The sequence below is a fragment of the Pseudomonas sp. LFS074 genome (genome assembly GCF_047978165.1).
Taxonomy (GTDB): Bacteria; Pseudomonadota; Gammaproteobacteria; order Pseudomonadales; family Pseudomonadaceae; genus Aquipseudomonas; species Aquipseudomonas putida_P.
Genome location: NZ_JBFPFV010000002.1, coordinates 58,999 through 78,163, shown reverse-complemented (window position 1 = coordinate 78,163; position 19,165 = coordinate 58,999). Strand labels below are relative to the sequence as shown.

14 protein-coding genes are annotated in these 19,165 nt (G+C 63.8%); 5 read left to right on the top strand and 9 right to left on the bottom strand.

Annotated features, from left to right (window positions below; genetic code table 11):
- Positions 1-109: 109 nt before the first annotated feature.
- The 9 genes from ACNQP3_RS18455 to ACNQP3_RS18415 all read right to left on the bottom strand — a co-directional run bounded on the left by ACNQP3_RS18455 (position 110) and on the right by ACNQP3_RS18415 (position 13,814).
- Entirely contained in the window at positions 110-1,186 is a 1,077-nt protein-coding gene (locus tag ACNQP3_RS18455) for an autotransporter outer membrane beta-barrel domain-containing protein (protein ID WP_012273258.1), read from the bottom strand.
- Between the two features lie 318 nt (positions 1,187-1,504).
- Entirely contained in the window at positions 1,505-2,299 is a 795-nt protein-coding gene (locus ACNQP3_RS18450; RefSeq protein WP_012273257.1) for an endonuclease/exonuclease/phosphatase family protein, read from the bottom strand.
- A gap of 72 nt (positions 2,300-2,371) precedes the next feature.
- The gene (gene glgX / locus ACNQP3_RS18445; RefSeq protein ID WP_012273256.1) at positions 2,372-4,525 is read right to left on the bottom strand and encodes a glycogen debranching protein GlgX; all 2,154 of its coding nucleotides are present in this window, start codon (positions 4,523-4,525) and stop codon (positions 2,372-2,374) included.
- A gap of 151 nt (positions 4,526-4,676) precedes the next feature.
- Positions 4,677-4,943 carry a DUF2934 domain-containing protein gene (locus ACNQP3_RS18440; protein ID WP_012273255.1) on the bottom strand — a complete coding sequence of 89 codons (267 nt, stop codon included), beginning with the start codon at positions 4,941-4,943 and terminating at the stop codon, positions 4,677-4,679.
- Positions 4,944-4,957: 14 nt separating this feature from the next.
- Complete coding sequence (locus ACNQP3_RS18435) at positions 4,958-7,732, bottom strand: malto-oligosyltrehalose synthase (RefSeq protein ID WP_012273254.1); 2,775 nt, start codon at positions 7,730-7,732, stop codon at positions 4,958-4,960.
- Positions 7,729-9,798: a 4-alpha-glucanotransferase gene (malQ, locus tag ACNQP3_RS18430; RefSeq protein WP_264316326.1), complete on the bottom strand. Its 2,070-nt coding sequence runs from the start codon at positions 9,796-9,798 to the stop codon at positions 7,729-7,731. Before malQ ends, ACNQP3_RS18435 begins: the two co-directional genes overlap by 4 nt.
- A complete protein-coding gene (treZ, locus tag ACNQP3_RS18425; protein ID WP_060494002.1) occupies positions 9,795-11,537 on the bottom strand; it encodes a malto-oligosyltrehalose trehalohydrolase in 1,743 nt (580 codons plus the stop codon). The genes malQ and treZ overlap by 4 nt, the downstream gene beginning before the upstream one ends.
- A gap of 14 nt (positions 11,538-11,551) precedes the next feature.
- Entirely contained in the window at positions 11,552-13,111 is a 1,560-nt protein-coding gene (gene glgA / locus ACNQP3_RS18420; RefSeq protein ID WP_012273251.1) for a glycogen synthase GlgA, read from the bottom strand.
- A gap of 535 nt (positions 13,112-13,646) precedes the next feature.
- Positions 13,647-13,814 (bottom strand): DUF6026 family protein, encoded by a 168-nt coding sequence (locus ACNQP3_RS18415; protein ID WP_012273250.1) that lies wholly within the window; start codon positions 13,812-13,814, stop codon positions 13,647-13,649.
- A 171-nt stretch (positions 13,815-13,985) separates the two neighbouring features.
- Here ACNQP3_RS18415 and gnd point away from each other — a divergent pair, with 171 nt between their 5' ends.
- The 5 genes from gnd to ACNQP3_RS18390 all read left to right on the top strand — a co-directional run bounded on the left by gnd (position 13,986) and on the right by ACNQP3_RS18390 (position 19,143).
- Positions 13,986-15,002: a phosphogluconate dehydrogenase (NAD(+)-dependent, decarboxylating) gene (gnd, locus tag ACNQP3_RS18410; protein WP_223296387.1), complete on the top strand. Its 1,017-nt coding sequence runs from the start codon at positions 13,986-13,988 to the stop codon at positions 15,000-15,002.
- Complete coding sequence (zwf, locus tag ACNQP3_RS18405) at positions 14,999-16,504, top strand: glucose-6-phosphate dehydrogenase (RefSeq protein WP_060494001.1); 1,506 nt, start codon at positions 14,999-15,001, stop codon at positions 16,502-16,504. Before gnd ends, zwf begins: the two co-directional genes overlap by 4 nt.
- A gap of 144 nt (positions 16,505-16,648) precedes the next feature.
- Positions 16,649-18,445 carry a glycoside hydrolase family 15 protein gene (locus ACNQP3_RS18400; RefSeq protein WP_264316325.1) on the top strand — a complete coding sequence of 599 codons (1,797 nt, stop codon included), beginning with the start codon at positions 16,649-16,651 and terminating at the stop codon, positions 18,443-18,445.
- A gap of 116 nt (positions 18,446-18,561) precedes the next feature.
- On the top strand, positions 18,562-18,840 hold the full coding sequence (locus ACNQP3_RS18395) for a type II toxin-antitoxin system RelE/ParE family toxin (RefSeq protein WP_082425804.1): 279 nt from the start codon (positions 18,562-18,564) through the stop codon (positions 18,838-18,840).
- A 15-nt stretch (positions 18,841-18,855) separates the two neighbouring features.
- Positions 18,856-19,143, top strand: a complete 288-nt coding sequence (locus ACNQP3_RS18390) for a HigA family addiction module antitoxin (protein WP_012273245.1) — start codon at positions 18,856-18,858, stop codon at positions 19,141-19,143.
- Positions 19,144-19,165: the final 22 nt, after the last annotated feature.

The window sequence follows — 19,165 nt, the reverse complement described above, 5'->3', positions numbered from 1 at the left end:
CTGCGCAGCCCATCGCGACACAAGGCCGCTCCTACAGGCTGACGCGATCCCTGTAGGAGCGGCCTTGTGTCGCGATGGGCCGCGCAGCGGCCCCAGCAATGGCACAGGCCTACCACCGCATCCGCACCCCAAGGCTGCCAATCAACCCGTTCAGGTCATTGTCATCCACATCGCTGCTGTAGTCGGCACTCACGAACAAGGCCACTGAAGGTGTTACCCGTGCCACCAGCCCCAAGCCCAGTTCCACCGTGGTCGAATAGCGCGAGCTGGAGATTTTGTCGACCTGGTCCAGCTTCACTTCATCGGCATTGCTGAAGTCATACCACACGTTGGTCCGTACATAGGGCTCGATGGGCATGCCACGCACTTCGTAGCGACCGGACAATTTGGCACCCACACGGCCGCTCCAGGTTGGCTGGCTGTCAAATGCCTGCAAGGTCTCTTCCTGCACCTGGTTGCCAGGGAAGAACTGTTGATTTATCAACTGTGCCTGAGGTTCGATCACCCAGTTGCCGCCCAGGCGGATCGGGTAACCGCCCTCCACCGAGAAGGTCATCGCGTGGCCGCTGTCGTCCAGTCGTTGGCCGCTTTCGCCACGGCCCAGCACATCGATGCGCGAGCCCATGGCCACGGCGTCCAGGTGCCAACCCTGTTCATGGGTCATGCTCCAGTAAACGCCCAGGCTTTCCCCACTCAGGTTCACGGCATTGCGCTGCTTGTCGCCCAACAGCGGGCGCATGCCGTTGAAGCTGCTTTGCAGGTTGTTGTGCCCCACGAAAATCCCTGCGCGGTGCACATTGCCCGCTGCAGTTTCACGCACGAACAGGTCCGGGCCGATTGTCAGTTGCTGGCTGGGTGCCTCCAGTTGGTCTGGGGGCTGTGAAACACTGCGCGAGGTGGTTGGGAAGAACTGCGCCCACTGGCTGGCGACCAGGTCCGGTGCCGCCTGCCCGTGACGTGCAGTCATGGCTTGGGAGAACGCGTTCAGGGTGCCGATGCTCAAGCCACTGGCGCTGATCGGGTCGAGCGACAGCTGAGGCACTGCTGTCTGCTGCAGAAAGCCGGGCGAAATAGGGTCATCCTGCAGTTCGTACGCGAAAGTTTCCACCGGGGTTGCCAGAAGCAGCGACGTGGAAACCGCGTAGAAAATGCTGTCGAAGCGCAAGGGGTTCGAGGTGCTTTTCATGGCGGATCTCCTTTGTTTTTGTGGGGTACAGCCCGAGGACCTGGCCTGTTGTCACGAGCTGTACGGCAAAAACAGTGGGCGACCCAAACCAGCACGCCGGCTTTCGCAAACGCGCACGAAGGCGCGAGCTAGAGGCCCGGCGCGAGATCTTTACTACTTGGTAATGTTCAGCTAAGGAGAGGTGGCCGCTTGCGTCAAGAAAGCGTGAAGGAAGTGTTGATGATGTGTGGTAATGCTCAACCCCTTGTTTTGTTGAGCAAAACAGTAGGGTATAGCGGGGTTCGCTATTTGCCGTGCCCTGGCTATGAAGAATGATTGCTAGAGGCGCACTTCAACCGCCAACGGCAGGTGATCTGACAGGTGCGACCAAGGTTTGTGCCCCAAAATCCGCGGCCCATGGCTTTCGGCGTTACGCAGATAGATGCGGTCCAGGCGCAGCAGCGGCAGGCGGGCAGGGTAGGTGCGGGCGAGGTGCCCATGGTGGCGCTCGAATGCCTCGTGCAAGTCGCGTTGCAGGCCGAGCGTGCGGTTGCCGTGGGTTTTCCAGTCGTTGAAGTCGCCGGCGATGATCACCGGGGCATCGGCGGGTAAGGCGTCCAGCAATTTGCGCAGCAGTTGCAGCTGTTTTTGCCGGTGGCTTTCCAGCAACGACAGGTGCACGCAGATCGCGTGTACTTGGCCTTGCCCCGGTACATCCAGCACGCAGTGCAACAGGCCACGGCGCTCTGGCCCGGTGATTGACACATCAAGGTTGCGGTGCTCGATGATCGGGTATTTGGACAGCAGTGCATTGCCGTGATGGCCGTCGGGGTAAACCGCGTTGCGGCCATAGGCGAAGTCGCTCCACATGCTGTCCGCCAGGAATTCGTACTGCGAAGTCTGTGGCCAGCCGGGGTAACGGGCGGCGTGGCGGTCGTGGCTACCGAGCACTTCCTGGAGGAAGACGATATCGGCCTGGGTGCTGCGCACCGCCTCGCGCAGTTCCGGCAGGATGAAGCGCCGGTTGAAGGCGGTGAAGCCCTTGTGGGTATTCACCGTCAGCACCCGCAGGCGTTTTACGGCCGGGGCCTGGTTGATGCTGGCGAAACCTTCACTGCCGGCTTCGGGGTCCACGGTAACTCCTCGAACAATGGGTTTACACAAGGCCGCTTCTACAGATAACGGACATGCGCCAGTTACTCAGGTTCACTCCTCGTCGCGCTGCAGCACCATCAGCAGCATCGACCGCCCCTTGACCTCGAACGTGCTGTCGAACTGCAAATGCTGCCCTTTGCGTAACTCTGGCCGGTCGGTATCCACCAGGCAGCTCCAGTACTCGCCTTCAGGCACGGACGGCAACTTGAAAGGCACGATGTCATGGTGGGCATTGACGATCAGCAGCACCGTGGCCTCGGCGCCCGGCCGGGCGATGCCGCTGACCTGTGCGCGGCCATCGATCAGCATGCCCAGGCAGCGCCCGTGCGGGTCTTCCCACTGCTCCACAGTCATCTCGCTACCATCCGGCGCCAGCCAAGTCACATCCTTGACCCCGATCGCCTCATTGTAATCGCCCACCAGGAAACGTGAGCGGCGCAGCACCGGGTAGGCCAGGCGCAGACGGGTCAGGCGCTTGACGAAGGCCAGCAGCTCTTCGCCTTGCTGATCCAGGTCCCAGTTCACCCAACCGATCTCGCTGTCCTGGCAGTAGGCGTTGTTGTTGCCGTGCTGGGTGCGGCTGAATTCGTCACCGGCGACGATCATCGGCGTGCCCTGGGCCAGCAGCAGGGTAGCGAAATAGTTGCGCATTTGGCGCATGCGCAGGGCATTGATCCCCGGGTCGTCGGTCGGCCCTTCGACGCCGCAGTTCCACGACAGGTTGTTGTCGGTGCCGTCCTGGTTGTTCTCGTCGTTGTCTTCGTTGTGCTTGTGGTTGTACGACACCAGGTCGCGCAGGGTGAAACCATCGTGGGCGGTGATGAAGTTGACCGAGGAATACGGCCGCCGCCCACGGTTGTTGAACATGTCGCCCGAGGCGGTCAAGCGTGCGGCAAAATCGGCGAGTTGGCCTTCATCGCCTTTCCAGAAGGCGCGTGCGGTGTCGCGGAAGCGGTCGTTCCATTCCGCCCAGCCAGGGGCAAAGTTACCCACCTGATAGCCGCCGGGGCCGCAGTCCCAGGGCTCGGCAATCAGCTTGACCTGGCTCAGCATCGGGTCCTGGCGGCAGGCGACGAGGAAGCCATGACGCTCGCTGTAGCCGTCGTGGTAGCGGCCAAGGATGGTCGCCAGGTCGAAGCGGAAGCCGTCAACGTGCATTTCACCCGCCCAGTAACGCAGCGAATCGGTGACCAGCTGCAGCACGCAGGGGTGGCTCAGGTCCAGGGTGTTGCCGGTGCCGGAATCGTTGATGTAGTAGCGCTTGTCGTCCGGCATCAGGCGGTAGTACGAGGCGTTGTCGATACCGCGCATCGACAGGGTCGGGCCGCGCTCGTTGCCTTCGGCGGTGTGGTTGTAGACCACGTCCAGGATCACCTCGAGCCCGGCGTCGTGCAGGTGGGCGACCATTTCCTTGAACTCGGCAATCTTGCCGCTGGCCAGGTAGCGCGGGTGCGGGGCGAAAAAGGCGATGCTGTTGTAGCCCCAGTAGTTGTTCAGGCCTTTGTCCAGCAGGTGTTGGTCGTTGACGAAGGCGTGAATCGGCAGCAGCTCGATGCTGGAGACGCCCAGGTCCTTGATGTGCTTGAGCAGTTCGTCATTGGCCAGGCCGGCAAAAGTGCCGCGCAGCGCTTCCGGTACCGCCGGGTGGCGCATGCTGATGCCACGGGTGTGCGCCTCGTAGATGATCGTGCGTTCCCAGGGGATCAGCACGCGTTGGTCGCGGCCCCAGGTGAAGGCCGGGTCGATCACCTTGCACTTGGGGACGAAGGGCGCACTGTCGCGCTCGTCGAACGACAGGTCGCCATCGGGGTGGCCGATGGTGTAGCCAAACAGCGCTTCGGACCATTTCAGGCTGCCGACCAGTTGCTTGGCATAGGGGTCGATCAGCAGTTTGTTGGGGTTGAAGCGGTGGCCGTTTTCCGGCTCGTACGGGCCGTATACCCGGTAGCCATAGACCAGGCCAGGGTGAGCGTCGGGCAGGTAGCCGTGGTAGATCTCGTCGGTGTATTCGGGCAGCTCGATGCGCTCGATTTCCTGTTCGCCGGTGGAATCGAACAGGCACAGCTCGACCTTGGTGGCGTTGGCCGAGAACAGGGCGAAGTTAACCCCAAGGCCATCCCAGGTGGCACCGAGGGGAAAGGGCATGCCTTCGCGGATGCGCGACGGTGCGACCGAGCGGGTTTTCTTTGGGGTGCGGGGGCTCATGGCGGTCCTCGTATGGCCGTGGTGGAGGGGATTGTGCAGTCCTGCCCCGGCCTCTTCGCGGGTAAACCCGCTCCCACAGGTTCATCACCGGTGCTGAAAGCCGTGCAGTACCTGTGGGAGCGGGTTTACCCGCGAAGAGGCCAGTACAGGCTTAACCAGCAGAAGGCTTTTTCACCGCCCTGGGCTTTTTCGCCGCAGCCGGTTTAACCCCTGGCAGCGCGGCCACCTTGGGTTCGGCAGGTGGCTTGGGCTTGGCCGGTGCCCGTTTGCGTGGCGCCGCCTTGGGTGCCAAGGCTTCAGCCTCGGCCAACTTGCGCGCCATATCCCAGTGGCGGTCTTCCTGGCCGGCGGGTTTACCTTCGGACTCCCATATCTGGTAGGCAAATTCGCGAATACGCTTTTCATCGACACTCATCATGACGCTCCTGATGCTCAAGATTGTTGTATCAACAGGTTGACCGGAAACTCCGCCAGCACGGCGCTCAACATCAGCTCCTTGGAAGAGCTGACCGCCGCACAGGGGAAAAGTCCCGTCGAGTTGGCAGTTGACAAGGCAAACGGCAATACCAGCCGGGTGTCGTCCCAGTTCTGTGCCGGGATCAACGGGGTTGTGGCGCCACCGAGCAGGCTACTGGCCAGGCGTGGCGCGACGATGACGGCCCGCTCGCCTTCTCCCAGGCGGGCAAACGCAATCACGTTGTCTGCGTGCCGGCCCTGCACGCTCAGTGGCAGGTAGGCACCACGGCGGAACAAGTCGGCGTGTGCCTGGCGGCAGTCCAGCACTTTGGCGATCAAGGCCTGCTTGATGCGGCCATCGCGCCAGTGCGTCAGCAACTCGGCGGGCGCTGTGGCGTCGTCGAGGGTACGACGCCTGCAAGCGTAGTCCACGGCGCGGCGGTTATCCGGGTCGACCAGGCTGAAGTCCCAGTATTCATTGCCCTGGTACAGGTCGGGCACGCCTGGGGTTGTCATGCGCAGCAGGGTTTGGACCAGGCCGTTGAGGGCGCCTGGGCAGGCCAGCAGTTGTGCGGCATCGGCCACGGACTTGCGCAGTTGCTGGTTCTCGCTGTCCAGCAGCAGGCCATCGACATAGCGGGTGCAGGCGCTTTCATAGGCTTCGTTCGGTGCATTCCAGCTGCTGCGCAACTTGGCTTCGCGCAGGGCCTTCTGCTGCCATTGGCGAATGCGCTCGGCGTATGTGCGCAGGCCGCCCGTGTCCTGCAGGTCGAGCGTTAGCGGCCAGCTGCCGAGCAAGGTCTGCAAGAGCATCAGCTCGTCGCCAGGGCTGGGTGCTGGGCCGTCGTCCAGCAGTGTGCGCAAGGGGGCAGCCAATTCACGCCAATGCTCCACCCGACTGGCCAGCCACGGCCCGCGCTCGCTGAGTACGGCCAAGCGCGCTCGGGTGTCTTCACCGCGCTTGTGGTCGTGGGTGGCGGTGGCCAGCAGGTTGTCGGGGAAGTCGCGCAGGCGCCGCTGGGCTTCGTTGTGGAAGTGCGCAGGTGCTGCGCTGAAATGCTCGGCCTCGAAGCCCACGTCATTGCGCGACAGCAGCCGCGCGTTGCGGTAGAAGGCGGTGTCTTCCACGGCTTTGGCGGCGCTGGGCGCGGTCAGTTGCTGGAAACGCACGCAGGCATGGCGCAGCTGCTTGCGGGCGCGGCCCGGTGGCAGGTGACGCCAGGCTTGCCCGCCCAGCCATCGTTCAAGTTGTTCCAGCAGTGGCCAGTCGGCTTCGCCAAGGTCTTGCCGGGCGTTGACCAGCGCCTGCTGGAAAAACCTTTCGTCTTCAGCCGGGCGCCCGCAGGCGTTGAAGTAGGTACGGTAGACAGGGTAATGCGCCACCAGCGCCTGCAAGGCCCGGCGAATCGCGCCCAGGGTCAGGTCGCGGGTCATCAGGTCGTTGCGTGCCACTTGCAGCAGGGCCAGGGCCACCGATTCGCAGTCACCGGCCAGGCTGGCGTTGAGTACCAGGTGACGGGCCTGGCGCACTTCTTCGGGGAAGTCCGGGCGCTCGCTGAGGTTGGCCCACAGCTCGCTCAGCGGCGCTTCGCCGGCCGGGTCGTGTTGCAGCAGCGACACCTGGTTCATGAACTCGTAGCCGGTGGTGCCGTCGGTGAGCCAGTCGCGGTGCAGGTGCTCGTCAGCGCCAAGAATCTTCTCCACGTAGATCGGGAAGTGTTCCAGTGCTGCACTCAGCGGCCGCTGTGCCAGCAGGCCATCGACCCGTCGGCGCAGTTTGCGGCAATAGCCGCGCGGGTCGGCAAGGCCGTCGATATGGTCGATGCGCAGGCCGTCCACCAGGCCGCGTTCGATCAGTTCGAACAGCTTGGCGTGGGTGGCCTCGAACACCACTGCGCGCTCCACCCTCAGACCTCCGAGCTCGTTGATGTCGAAGAAGCGCCGCCAGTTGATGTCGTCGGCGGCGGTGCGCCAGCTGGCCAGGCGGTAGGTCTGGCGCTCCAGCAGCAGGTGCAGGCGCTTGAAACCATTTTCGGCGCGGCTGTCGAATGCCACTAGCGCTGATTCCAAGTCGGCACCTTCGCGCACCAAGCGTGCCAGTTCGGTGTGCAGCGCAAGGGCATCGGCCAGTGGGGTGGTCGATTCGGCCAATGCCGTGAAGTGCTCGGCCAGGGCCTTGAGTGCCGGCTCTGGGCTGAGGGCGAGAATCCAGCCATAGTCGACCGGGCAGATTGGGAAGCGGTGATCGTAATGGGCGATTTGCAGCGTGCCTTGCTGCTTGTCGAATTCAAGCGGTATGTCGCCGTTCTTCAGCGCCACGCCATAGTCGCTGCCGAGAAACGGCAACAGCAGTTGCCCGGCCAGCAGCGGGTCGCTGGAGTGCCACTGGATGTCGAAGAACTCCGCATACGGGCTGCGCCGGCCCCAGGCCAACAGGCTTTGCCACCAAGGGTTGTCGGCACCGCCCACGGCCATATGGTTGGACACAGTGTCAAGGATCAGCCCCATGCCATGCTGGCGCAGGGCGGCGACCAGTCGCTGCAGTGCCGCCTCGCCGCCAAGCTCCGGGTTCACGCAGGTAGGGTCGACCACGTCGTAGCCATGGCGCGAGCCCGCGCGGGCCTTGAGGATAGGCGAGGCATACAGGTGGCTTATGCCCAATTGAGCGAAGTACGGTACCAGCGGCACGGCGTGATCAAGGGTGAAGTCACTGTGAAATTGCAGGCGCAGGGTCGCGGTCAGTGGCTTCATCGGTCACGCTCCCAGGCTTGTTCGCGGGCCTGGGCCAGCAGCTCCAGGCGGCGGGCGGCATGCTCGTCGTCGAGCAGTTCGCGCACTGGCTGGGCGAAGCGCCGCCTCCAATTGGGGTGGCCGCTGGTGGTCCCCGGCAGGTTGGGCTGCTCGTCGCAACCCAGCAAGTCTTCCAGCGGCACCAGCACCAGCGGTGCGCGGGTATGGCCAACGTAGCGGATGGCGGCGTCGATTACCGCGTCATTGTCCTTCAGCTCGCCGTAGTTGGCCTCCAGGGTGCGGCGCAGGCCGTCGTGTTCTTTCTGGCGGTCGTGGCGCCAGTGCAGCTCGGTAGCGGCGTCGATCAGTTGCAAGCGCTGGCTCCAGTCGATGTCGCGGTTTTCCAGCCAGCCGGCCAATGGCGCGAGGTCATGGGTGCCCGTGGTGGCCAGGGCGTTGTCCGGCCAGTCGAGAATCGGCTTGAACTGGCCGGGCTGGGTCTGCTCGAAGGGCAGTACGCGCATGCCCAGCACGGCTTTTTCGGCCAGTGCCTCGCGCAGGCCATCGGGTACGGTGCCCAGGTCTTCGCCAAGAATGATCGCCTGGTGGCGCACCGATTCCAGCGCCAACAGGCGCAACAGGTCGTCCAGCGGGTAATTGAGGTAGGCGCCTTCGCTGGGCTTTGCCCCCTGCGGGATCAGCCACAGCCGGCGCAGGCCCATCACATGGTCGATGCGCAGGCCGCCAGCGTGGGCGAGGTTGGCCCGCAGCATCTCGATGAAGGCGCGGTAGCCGTTGCGCTTGAGGCCCTCGGGCGAGAAGGCGCAGATACCCCAGTCCTGCCCGGCGCGGTTGAGGATGTCGGGCGGCGCCCCCACTTTCAGGCCGGCCAGCAGTTCATCCTGGCGGCTCCAAGCCTGGCTGCCGGCGCCGTCGGCGCCCACCGCCAGGTCGGCGATCAGGCCCACGGCCATGCCGTTGCCACGGGCTGCCTCGTGGGCACGCTGCAGGCCGCGTTCGGTCAGCCACTGGCAAAAGGCATGGAACTCGACCTTGGCCGGGTAGGCGCTGGCAAAGGCTTCCACTTCCGGGTGGTACGGGTCGTGCCAGGCCTTGGGCCAGTTGCGCCAGTCGGCGCCCAGGCCATGCTCGACTGCCTGGGCCTGGAGCACCTCGAAGCGACAGTGGTGTTCCAGCGCCTGGCCACCGGCTGCGCGGAAGCTGTCGAAATCGCTGCGTAGCGGGTGGTTGCCTTGGCTGAAGCCCTGGTACAGCGCTTCTAGCAGGCGCAGGCGGGCGCTGGCGGCGCGTGGCCAGTCGACCAATGGGCGTTGCTCCAGCTCCTCCAGTTGCTGTTCCAGGCCGCAGGCTTCGATGGCTATGCGCACCTCCCGTTCACCCAGCAAGGACGCGGGGCTGGCGTACAGGGTGTTGAGCAGCAGGCGACTGGACGGCGAGTAGGGGCTGTAGTGTTCCTGGTCGATGGCCGACAAGGCGTGGATCGGGCTGATGGCCAAGGCATCGGCGCCGCGCTCGGCTGCCGAGCGTGCCAACTGCTCCAGTGCCAGGCAGTCGCCGTAGCCACCATCGCCGGGGCGACGCAGGCTGTACAGCTGCACCGCCAGGCCCCAGCAGCGTGGTGGTGGTTGTTGCACATCGTCTTCCAGGCTGTGGCAGCGTGGCGGGGCAATGGCCACAGTGAAGCGGCGGCTGTCGATTTCTACCTGATGGTAGCCAATCGGCAGATCACCGGGCAGACGCGCCTGCTGGTCAAGGCTCAGGGTAAGCGAGGCCTGGTCTTCCAGGGTGCAGTGGGCGACGCTGGCGGCGCTGAAGTAGCGCGCCAGCGCCAGCGGTTGGCCCTGCTCGGCGGTCAGTAAGGGCGGCAGGTGCTCACTGTCCTCGGCGGCTTCCACCGCACGCAGGCTGGCGGCAATGGCCGTGTCATCGCTGGCTGGGTGGCCAAGGCCTGCGAGGATATTGCGCAGCACTTCGTCGCTGACACGCTGAGGCCGGGCATTGGCGTCGATCCAGTCGCGGCTGAGCCCGACGAGGGTCGCCAGACGGTGCAGGGCGGTTTCGCTCATAGGCGCTCCTGGGCAGGGGGAAGCAGGCTGACCACACAGCTGTACGCAGCCAGGTGGGTATCCGGGTGCCGGGTGTCGCTGCTGTCGAACAGCCGAGCGGGTGGCGCGGGCAGCTCGACGGCTTGCGCGGTGTCGGCCAGGTTCAGGTCGATGCGCAATGTGTTGCCATTGCCTAGCCGCCAGCGTGCGGTCAGCGCCTTGTCGCCGTGCACCTCGGCGCCCAGTGCACGGCTGCCGGGCAAGTGCGGGATGACGTGGCGGCGGCGCAGGTCGAGTAGCTGCTGGTACAGGCCGTGCCAGCCGGCGATCACCTCCTTGTTTTGCGGGCGCGAAGACTCGAAGGTCTGCTCGGCGTTGGGGTCGGGAATATGCTCACGCTGATCGGGGTCGGCAAACGCGGTGAAGTGGGCGAATTCACCTCGGCGGCCTTCGCGCACGGCATCGGCCAGCGCATCATGGAAATCGGTGAAAAACAGAAATGGCCGGCAGCTGCCGTCGTCATCGCCCATGAACAGCAGCGGAATCATCGGTGCCAGCAACAGCAGGCCGGTGGCCGCACGCAGGGCCGGTGGCGAGCACAGGCGGGTCAGGCGTTCACCGAGCGCGCGGTTGCCGATCTGGTCGTGGTTTTGCAGGAACAACACAAAGGCACTGGGCGGCAGATGCGCGCTGGGTTCGCCGCGTGGCGTGCCATGCCGGTTGGGTTCGCCCTGGAACACGAACCCTTCGCCAAGGCAGCGCGCCAACTGGTCGATGGGGCGTTGCTGGTAGTCGGCGTAGTAACCCTCGGTTTCGCCGGTCAGCAGCACGTGCAGGGCATTGTGGCCGTCGTCGTTCCATTGGGCGTCGAAGCCTTGTTCCAGCAGGCCGGCTTGGTTGTGCTCGTTTTCCAGCACCAGCCACACCTGGCGGCCAGGTTCCACTGCAGCGCGTACGCGCTGCGCCAGTTCGACGAGGAAGTCCGGCTGGTCGATGGCGTGCACGGCGTCCAGGCGCAGGCCGTCGCAGCGGTAGTCGCACAGCCACATCAGGGCATTCTGGATGAAGTACTCGCGCACCTGCGGGCGGCGGAAGTCGATGGCCGCGCCCCATGGCGTCTGCCGGTCTTCGCGGAAGAACGGGCTGGCGTACTGGTGCAGGTAATTGCCGTCGGGGCCGAAGTGGTTGTACACCACGTCCACCAATACCATCAGCCCTTCGCCGTGGGCCTGGTCGACCAGTGCGCACAGCTGTTCGGGGCTGCCGTAGGTGTTCTGCGGCGCGTAGGGCAGCACCCCGTCGTAGCCCCAGTTGCGTTCGCCGGGGAACTGCCCCAGCGGCATCAGTTCGATCGCGCTGATGCCGAGTTCGGCCAGGCGCGGCAGTTGCCGAGCTACCCCGGCGTAGCCATCGAGCAGGCCAACATGCACCTCCTGGATCACCGCTTCATGCCAAGGCCGGCCTTGCCACGGGTGTTGCCAGGCGTAACCGGCCACATTCACCACCTGGCTCGGCCCTTGTACGCCGTCGGGCTGGTAGCGTGAGGCCGGGTCGGCCACCAGCAATTCACCGTCGATTCGGTAGTGGTAACGGTCACCGGCCTGGCATGGGGCCACGCCGGTGTACCAGCCATCGTCGCCGGGCAGCAGCTCGATGGCCGGTTGCTGTTCCAGTTCAACGCTCACGCTGCGCGCATCGGGTGCCCAGAGGGCGAAGCGCGCCGACGTGGCGTCCAACAAGTGTGCGCCATGCCTGTGCATCTTCCAGCCCCCGCTCAGTAGTGGCTCAGTTGTGCCTGCTTGACCAGGTCCTCGTACAGGCGGGCGTAGGGCTCCACCGCCTGGCACCAGTTGAATGGCTGGGTCATCGAAAGGCAGCGCATGGCGTTGAGCAGGTCCTTCTTGCCGTATACATAGAAGGCGCGGCTCAGTGCCTGGCGGTAGCTCTCGACGGTCGATTCGTTGAACAAGAAGCCCGTGACGCCGCACTCGATGGTGTCGGCCAGGCCGCCTGTATTGCGCGCCACCGGCAGTGAGCCGAAGCGTTGCGCGTACATCTGGCTGAGGCCGCAAGGCTCGTAGCGCGACGGCATAAGCAGGAAGTCGCTGCCCGCGAACATCCGTCGAGCATCGGTTTCATTGAAACCGATGCGCACACCGATACGCCCTGGGTGGCGCAGCGCCAGTTCGCGCATGGCTTGTTCTTCTTCCGGCTCGCCACGGCCGATGATCGCGATCTGCCCACCTTGTTCGACGATGTAGTCGGCCACGCCCAGGGTCAGGTCCAGGCCCTTCTGATAGACCAGCCGCGAGACCACGGCGAACAGCGGGCCTTCGGAATCTTCCAGGCCGAACAGCTCGCGCACTTCATGGGTGTTGCGCGCCTTGCCTTCCCAATCGTTGATGCTGAAGTTGTGCTGCAGGTGCTTGTCGGTGGCCGAGTCCCAGCTTTCGTCGATACCGTTGGGGATGCCACCTAGCAGGCCTTGCTGGGCCTTGCTGGCGAGGAAGCCGTCCAGGCCGCAGCCGAATTCCGGGGTGGTGATTTCCCGCGCATAGGTGGCGCTGACCGTGGTGATGTGGCTGGAGTAGGCCAGCCCAGCCTTGAGGAACGACAACTTGCCGTAGAACTCCATGCCTTCCTGCTGCATGGCGTGGTCGGGGATCGCCAGCTCCGGGCTGCAGCCGCGGCTATATACTCCCTGGTAGGCCAGGTTGTGGATGGTGAACAGGGTGGGCGTGCTCAGCCCGCGCCAGTGCATGTAGGCCGGGGCCAGGCCGGCGGGCCAGTCATGCGCGTGCACCACTTCCGGCGTCCAGTGGATCTTGCCTTCGCCAGCGGCGATTTCGGCGGCAGCCAGGCCCAGGCGAGCGAAGCGAATGTGGTTGTCAGGCCAGTCTCGGCCGTTGTTGGCACCATAGGGTGTGCCGTCGCGTTGATACAGTTCGGGGCAGATCAGCACGTAGATGACCAGGCCGTCGGCCATGTCCATGCGCCCGATCTTGCACGGCGGCAGGGCCGCGTGGCCGCCCAGTTCACCCACGATATGGATCGGGTTGTCGCTTTCCATGACCTGGCGGTAGCCGGGGATGAGCACCCGTACATCGTGCAGGTGCGCCAGGGCACGGGGCAGCGCGGCGGACACGTCGCCCAGGCCGCCGGTTTTCACCAGGTCGGCGATTTCCGAGGTCACGAACAGAATCTTGCGCATGTTCGGGTTGTGTTGGCGCTGGGCGCCGGGTGCCTTGCCTGTCGTGGCGAAATCCGGGGTGAGCGGCTCGCGGTTGTCCGGGTTGAATGAATCTACGTGAGGCTCGACAGCGGCACTGATCATACTTCTCTCCGTCCCTATGCTTGGCCGGGTGCTGGCACCCGTGGCGATGTTTCGTGTTGGTTCTCTCTAATTTTGAATCTGCGTAGTGCGTTCCTTGCCCCAGGGGCGTGCGCGCAGGCACAGCGCGATCGGCGCTCCGGCCGAAGGCGATTGGACTGGTTGGGGTTGTAGGCTGAGGATTGGGAGTAGCCCAATGCGTCTGGCCTTCTTTGTTCATGACCCGCCGGCTTTCCTGAAAGTTCGACTTATTTTGGTCACTCTTCCTGATGAGCAAATGGCGGGCCGAAAACCGAGTGTAGGAGAGAAAGTGCTAAAAAGGTGACCCGCTGGTCACTATTGTTATGTGCGGAATAGACGCAAACGTTGGCGTATGTGACTGGATGTGAAAAGGTTTGTCGGGGGTGTTTGGCGGGTGCGCCAATTTGTGGCCAGCAGGGGGCCGTGCACCAAGTTGGTGCTTGGTGGGGGATTAAAAAGCTACGTCGGGGAGATCAGCAGGTGGGAGCCTTACAGCCCCCACTGGAGGAAGGGAAGATCAGAGGCTGACAGCTTTATCGCCATCACGTTGTTGCGCCAGCAGCAGGTTCAGCTGGGCGACCTGTTGGCGCAGTTGGTCACGTTCGTCCTTCAGTTTACGCAGCTCATCACGGCGCACGGAGACATAGAGTGTCTGGGGTGGGGTTGCAGGCATCAAGGTACCCATGAGCACACCTCGCGGTTTTGGCTGGTGACAAGTCAAAGCGTAGACGCTTCACGCGGGGCGCATTTTGAATTCTTTCGCAGGCCTTGGGAACTTTTTTGTTTATCGTGGTCTTGCCGTTCGTCGCTGAACCCTCGGGCGGCATGCTGGACTAATCTGAACAGCTGGACTGTATTGTCATCCATTTCGAAAGGGGAGCATCGGCTCATGCAACTGGGAATCGTCGGGCTGGGCCGCATGGGCGGCAACATCGCAAGGCGCCTGATGCGCGCCGGCCATCGCACCGTGGTACACGACCGCAACCGTGAAGCCATCACTGGGCTGGAGGGCGAGGGCGCCCAGGGCGCGCACGACCTCGGTGCACTGGTACAAAAGCTGAAAGCGCCGCGTGCCGTATGGGTGATGCTGCCGGCCGGCGAGCCCACCGAGCAAACCATCGCCCAATTGGCCGAGCTGCTGGAGCCGGGCGATGCGATCATCGACGGCGGCAACACCTTCTACAAGGACGACATGCGCCGCGCCGCAGAACTGGCCAAGCGCGGCCTGCATTACCTGGACGTCGGTACCTCCGGCGGCGTATGGGGCCTGGACCGTGGCTACTGCATGATGATCGGTGGCGAAAAGGACGTGTTCGAGCGCCTGGAGCCCCTGTTCAAGGCGCTGGCGCCAGGCGTGGGTGACATCCCCCGTACCCATGGCCGCAGCGGCGAGCACCAGCGGGCCGAACACGGCTATATCCACGCCGGCCCACCTGGCGCCGGGCACTACGTGAAAATGGTGCACAACGGTATCGAGTACGGCTTGATGCAGGCTTATGCCGAAGGCTTCGACCTGCTGCGCAGCAAAGGCGGCGACGAGCTGCCGGAAGACCAGCGCTTTGACCTGAACGTGGCCGAAATCGCCGAAGTGTGGCGGCGCGGCAGCGTGGTGACCTCGTGGCTGCTCGACCTTACCGCCGATGCGCTGGTGGCCGACCCGCAGCTGTCGCAGTTCAGTGGCTCGGTGTCCGACAGTGGCGAAGGCCGCTGGACCATCGACGCTGCGGTCGAGCAGGCGGTGCCGGTGCCGGTGTTGTCCAGCGCATTGTTCGCGCGCTTCCGCTCGCGCCAGCAGCAGGGTACTTATGGTGACAAGATTCTCTCGGCCATGCGCCTGGGCTTCGGTGGCCACGTCGAGAAGAAAGCCGAATGACCAAACAGACCATTCCCGCTGCACCCCCTTGTACCCTGTTCCTGTTCGGCGCCAATGGCGACCTGGTCAAGCGCCTGCTGATGCCGGCGCTGTATAACCTCAGCCGCGACGGCCTGCTGGACCGTAACCTGCGCATCGTCGGCGTCGACCACAACGCGGCCAGCGCCGCGGATTTCGCTGAGCGGCTGCAGGCGTTCATGCGCGAGCGTGACAAAGGCCGCGAGGGCGGCGACCAGTGCCTCGACGATAAGCTCTGGGCCCGCTTGGCCAAGCGCCTGGATTACCAGACAGGCGACTTCCTCGACCCGGCGACTTACCAAGCCATTGCCAAGCGCATCGAAAAGACCAGCCATGGCAACGCCATCTTCTACCTGGCCACGTCGCCGCGCTTCTTCCCCGAAGTGGCGCAGCGCCTCGGGCAGGCCGGCTTGCTTGACGAGTCTGCCGGCGGCTTTCGCCGAGTGGTGGTGGAAAAGCCCTTCGGCACCGACCTGGCCAGCGCCGAGGCGCTCAACGCTTGCCTGCTGAAGGTGATGGGCGAGCGGCAGATCTACCGCATCGACCATTATCTGGGCAAAGAAACGGTGCAGAACATTCTGGTCAGCCGCTTCTCCAACGGCCTGTTCGAATCGTTCTGGAACAACCACTACATCGACCATGTGCAGATCACCGCAGCAGAAACCGTCGGCGTCGAGACCCGTGGTGCGTTCTATGACAGCACCGGCGCCTTGCGTGACATGGTACCCAATCACCTGTTCCAGTTGCTGGCGATGGTGGCCATGGAGCCGCCGGCCGCGTTCGGCGCCGATGCGGTACGCGGTGAAAAGGCCAAAGTGGTCGGTGCCATCCGCCCATGGTCGGCAAAAATGGCCCTGAAGAACTCCGTGCGTGGCCAGTACAGTGCCGGCAAGCAGGGGCGCAAGCAACTGCCCGGTTACCGCCAGGAGGCCAACGTCGCGCCTGAGAGCCAGACCGAAACCTACGTGGCGCTGAAGGTGATGATCGACAATTGGCGCTGGGCCGGCGTGCCGTTCTACCTGCGCACCGGCAAGCGCATGAGCGTGCGCGACACCGAGATCGCCATTTGCTTCAAGCCCGCGCCGTATGCGCAGTTTCGCGAGTCGGAGCTGGAGCGGCCCAAGCCCAACTACCTGAAAATCCAGATCCAGCCCAACGAAGGCATGTGGTTCGACCTGCAGGCAAAGCGGCCCGGGCCGGAGCTGGTGATGGAGAATGTCGAGCTGGGCTTTGCCTACAAGGACTTCTTCAAGATGACCCCGGCGACCGGCTACGAGACGCTGATCTACGACTGCCTGACCGGTGACCAGACCCTGTTCCAGCGGGCCGACAATATCGAAAACGGCTGGCGAGCGGTGCAGCCGTTTCTCGATGCCTGGGCCCAGGGCGGCGATGTGCATGGCTACCCGGCCGGCGAAGATGGGCCCGAAGCGGGCAATGAATTGCTGGCGCGGGACAAGCGCGAGTGGCACCGGTTGGGGTAAGACTTTTGTAAATTCTGTGCCGGCCCTTTCGCGGCTAAAGCCGCTCCCACAGGGATACCACTTCCCTTAGGGCCGATGCGATACCTGTGGGAGCGGCTTTAGCCGCGAAAGGGCCGGCACAGGCGATCACACCAAGGAGACTTAATGCCCGCCCACATCGAAGACTACGCCCTGCTGGGCAACTGCCGCAGTGCCGCCCTGGTCAGCCGCGATGGCTCGCTCGACTGGCTGTGCCTGCCGCGCTTCGACGCTCCAGCGGTATTCGCTGCCCTGTTGGGCAACGAAGAAAATGGCCGCTGGCGCCTATCTCCTTGCGACCCGATCGAACACAGCAGCCGCCAATACCTGGACGATACCTTGGTACTGGAAACCACCTGGGTGACGGCCACTGGCCGGGCCCGCGTGCTCGATTTCATGCCCCTGGGTGAGGTCAATTCGGTGGTGCGCATCGTCGAAGGCCTGTCTGGCGAAACCAACTTCGAAATGGACCTGGTCATGCGCTTCGACTACGGTCGCAGCGTGCCTTGGGTCGAGCGGCTCGACCCACTGACCCTCAGCGCCGTGGCAGGCCCGGACCGGCTGATCCTGTGCAGCACCGTGCCCCCGCATGCCCGCGACCACCATACGGTTGCCCGCTTTCGCGTCGGCACGGGCCAGCGCCACGTCTTCAGCCTGCGCCACCAACCCTCGCACTTGTCGGTGCAGCCCAACTGCGATGTCGAACAGGCCTTGGCCCAAACTGTCGACCAATGGCAGGCTTTCGCCGCCCGTTGCCCAGAGGTAGGCCCATACACTGCGCTGGTGCGCCGCTCGCTGCTCACCCTCAAGGCCATGACCTACGCCCCCACCGGCGGCATCGTCGCCGCCGTCACCACTTCGTTGCCCGAGCGTGTGGGCGGGGAGCGCAACTGGGACTACCGTTTCTGCTGGCTGCGCGACGCCACCATGACCCTGCTGGCCTTCATGAACCTCGGCTACTTCGACGAGGCCCAGGCCTGGCGTGAGTGGCTGCTGCGCTCGGTAGCCGGCAACCCCGAGCAGATGCAGATCATGTACGGCCTGGCCGGTGAGCGCGACCTGCAGGAGTACACCTTGCCGTGGCTGGCCGGTTACGAACATTCGCAACCCGTGCGAGTCGGCAATGCTGCCTCGCAGCAGATGCAATTGGACATCTATGGCGAACTGGCCGATGCCATGAGCCAGGCGATCAAAGGCGGCTTGCCGCGTCCCCCACGCAGCGCCGCCATCTCCCGATTGATTCTGCCCTACGTCGAGCGCATCTGGCGTGAGCCGGACGAAGGCATCTGGGAGGTGCGTGGCGGCCGGCAGCAGTTTGTGCATTCCAAGGTGATGGCCTGGGTCGCCTTCGACCGTGCTGCGGGGCTGGCCGACACCACTGAAGAGGGCCGCGAGCGCGGGCAGCATTACCGCCAGGTGGCTGACGAGATTCACCGCGAAGTGTGCGAGAACGGCCTGGACGCCAGCGGCAAATACTTTGTCCAGGCTTATGGTTCAAGCGAAATGGACGCCAGCCTGTTGCAGATTGCCCTGACCGGCTTCCTGCCAGCAGATGACCCACGCTTTCTGCGCACGCTGGCACAGATAGAACAGCGGCTATTGAAAAACGGCCTGCTGCTGCGCTACGACAGCGACAGCTGCAGCGACGGCTTGACCCCGGGTGAGGGCACCTTCCTGGTGTGTTCGTTCTGGCTGGCCGATGTTTACGTGTTGCTGGGGCGCCAGCAAGAAGCGCAGGCCTTGTACGAACGCCTGACCGGCCTGTGCAACGACCTCGGCCTACTGGCCGAACAGTACGACCCGGCGGGCCAGCGCATGCTCGGCAACTTCCCCCAGGCGTTTAGCCATATTGGCATCATCAACACCGCCCTGAACCTGCACCGCGCACAGTGTCCGGTGCGAGACAGGGCACGTTGTGGATAGCGTCGTTACCATTGGTAAACAGTGTGTGACGCATTGCGTCACATATGATATTTTGCTTCGTGTGATGCATGGGGTCACACTTGGTTCGTCTCCCAAATGGACGCGGCGAGCTACCCATGATCATCAGTTTTCGGCACAAGGGACTGCGAGTTTTTCATGAAACGGGTAACACCCGAGGGATTCAGGCCCCTCACGCAAGGCGTTTAAAACGGCAACTCCAGTTCCTTGACCGCGCCATGGCTGCGCAGGATTTGAACGTACCAGGCTGGCAGTTGCATCCGCTCAAAGGAGCGTTATCGGATTTCTGGTCAGTCAGTGTTTCCGGTAACTGGAGGCTGACTTTTCGCTTCGTGGGTTCGGATGTCGAACTGGTCGATTACCTTGATTACCACTGAAAAGGAAAACTGATCATGCCTTTGCATAATCCGCCACATCCCGGTGAAACCCTGCGTGAAGATGTTCTGCCCGCGTTAGGTCTGACGGTGAAGGCGTTCGCGTCGCATCTTGGGTTCTCTCGCGAAGCACTGTCGCGGGTATTGCACGGCCGCGCGGCGATTTCTCCAGACCTGGCGATACGCCTGGAGATGGCGGGTATCAGCACCGCCCGCCTGTGGTTGGCCATTCAGGCTGATTACGATATCTGGCAGGCGCGTCACCGACAGCAACCTGTGATTACCCGGTTGTTTCAGGCCGCCTGATGTAAAAGTGTGAAACGACCGG

What these genes read in the sequence shown, in the direction of transcription:
- ACNQP3_RS18455 (WP_012273258.1), bottom strand. Translation starts at nt 1,186, where the DNA reads ATGAAAAGCACCTCGAACCCCTTGCGCTTCGACAGCATTTTCTACGCG.
- glgX (WP_012273256.1), bottom strand. Translation starts at nt 4,525, where the DNA reads ATGAGCCCCCGCACCCCAAAGAAAACCCGCTCGGTCGCACCGTCGCGC.
- ACNQP3_RS18440 (WP_012273255.1), bottom strand. Translation starts at nt 4,943, where the DNA reads ATGATGAGTGTCGATGAAAAGCGTATTCGCGAATTTGCCTACCAGATA.
- ACNQP3_RS18435 (WP_012273254.1), bottom strand. Translation starts at nt 7,732, where the DNA reads ATGAAGCCACTGACCGCGACCCTGCGCCTGCAATTTCACAGTGACTTC.
- malQ (WP_264316326.1), bottom strand. Translation starts at nt 9,798, where the DNA reads ATGAGCGAAACCGCCCTGCACCGTCTGGCGACCCTCGTCGGGCTCAGC.
- treZ (WP_060494002.1), bottom strand. Translation starts at nt 11,537, where the DNA reads ATGCACAGGCATGGCGCACACTTGTTGGACGCCACGTCGGCGCGCTTC.
- glgA (WP_012273251.1), bottom strand. Translation starts at nt 13,111, where the DNA reads ATGATCAGTGCCGCTGTCGAGCCTCACGTAGATTCATTCAACCCGGAC.
- ACNQP3_RS18415 (WP_012273250.1), bottom strand. Translation starts at nt 13,814, where the DNA reads ATGGGTACCTTGATGCCTGCAACCCCACCCCAGACACTCTATGTCTCC.
- zwf (WP_060494001.1), top strand. Translation starts at nt 14,999, where the DNA reads ATGACCAAACAGACCATTCCCGCTGCACCCCCTTGTACCCTGTTCCTG.
- ACNQP3_RS18400 (WP_264316325.1), top strand. Translation starts at nt 16,649, where the DNA reads ATGCCCGCCCACATCGAAGACTACGCCCTGCTGGGCAACTGCCGCAGT.
- ACNQP3_RS18395 (WP_082425804.1), top strand. Translation starts at nt 18,562, where the DNA reads ATGATCATCAGTTTTCGGCACAAGGGACTGCGAGTTTTTCATGAAACG.
- ACNQP3_RS18390 (WP_012273245.1), top strand. Translation starts at nt 18,856, where the DNA reads ATGCCTTTGCATAATCCGCCACATCCCGGTGAAACCCTGCGTGAAGAT.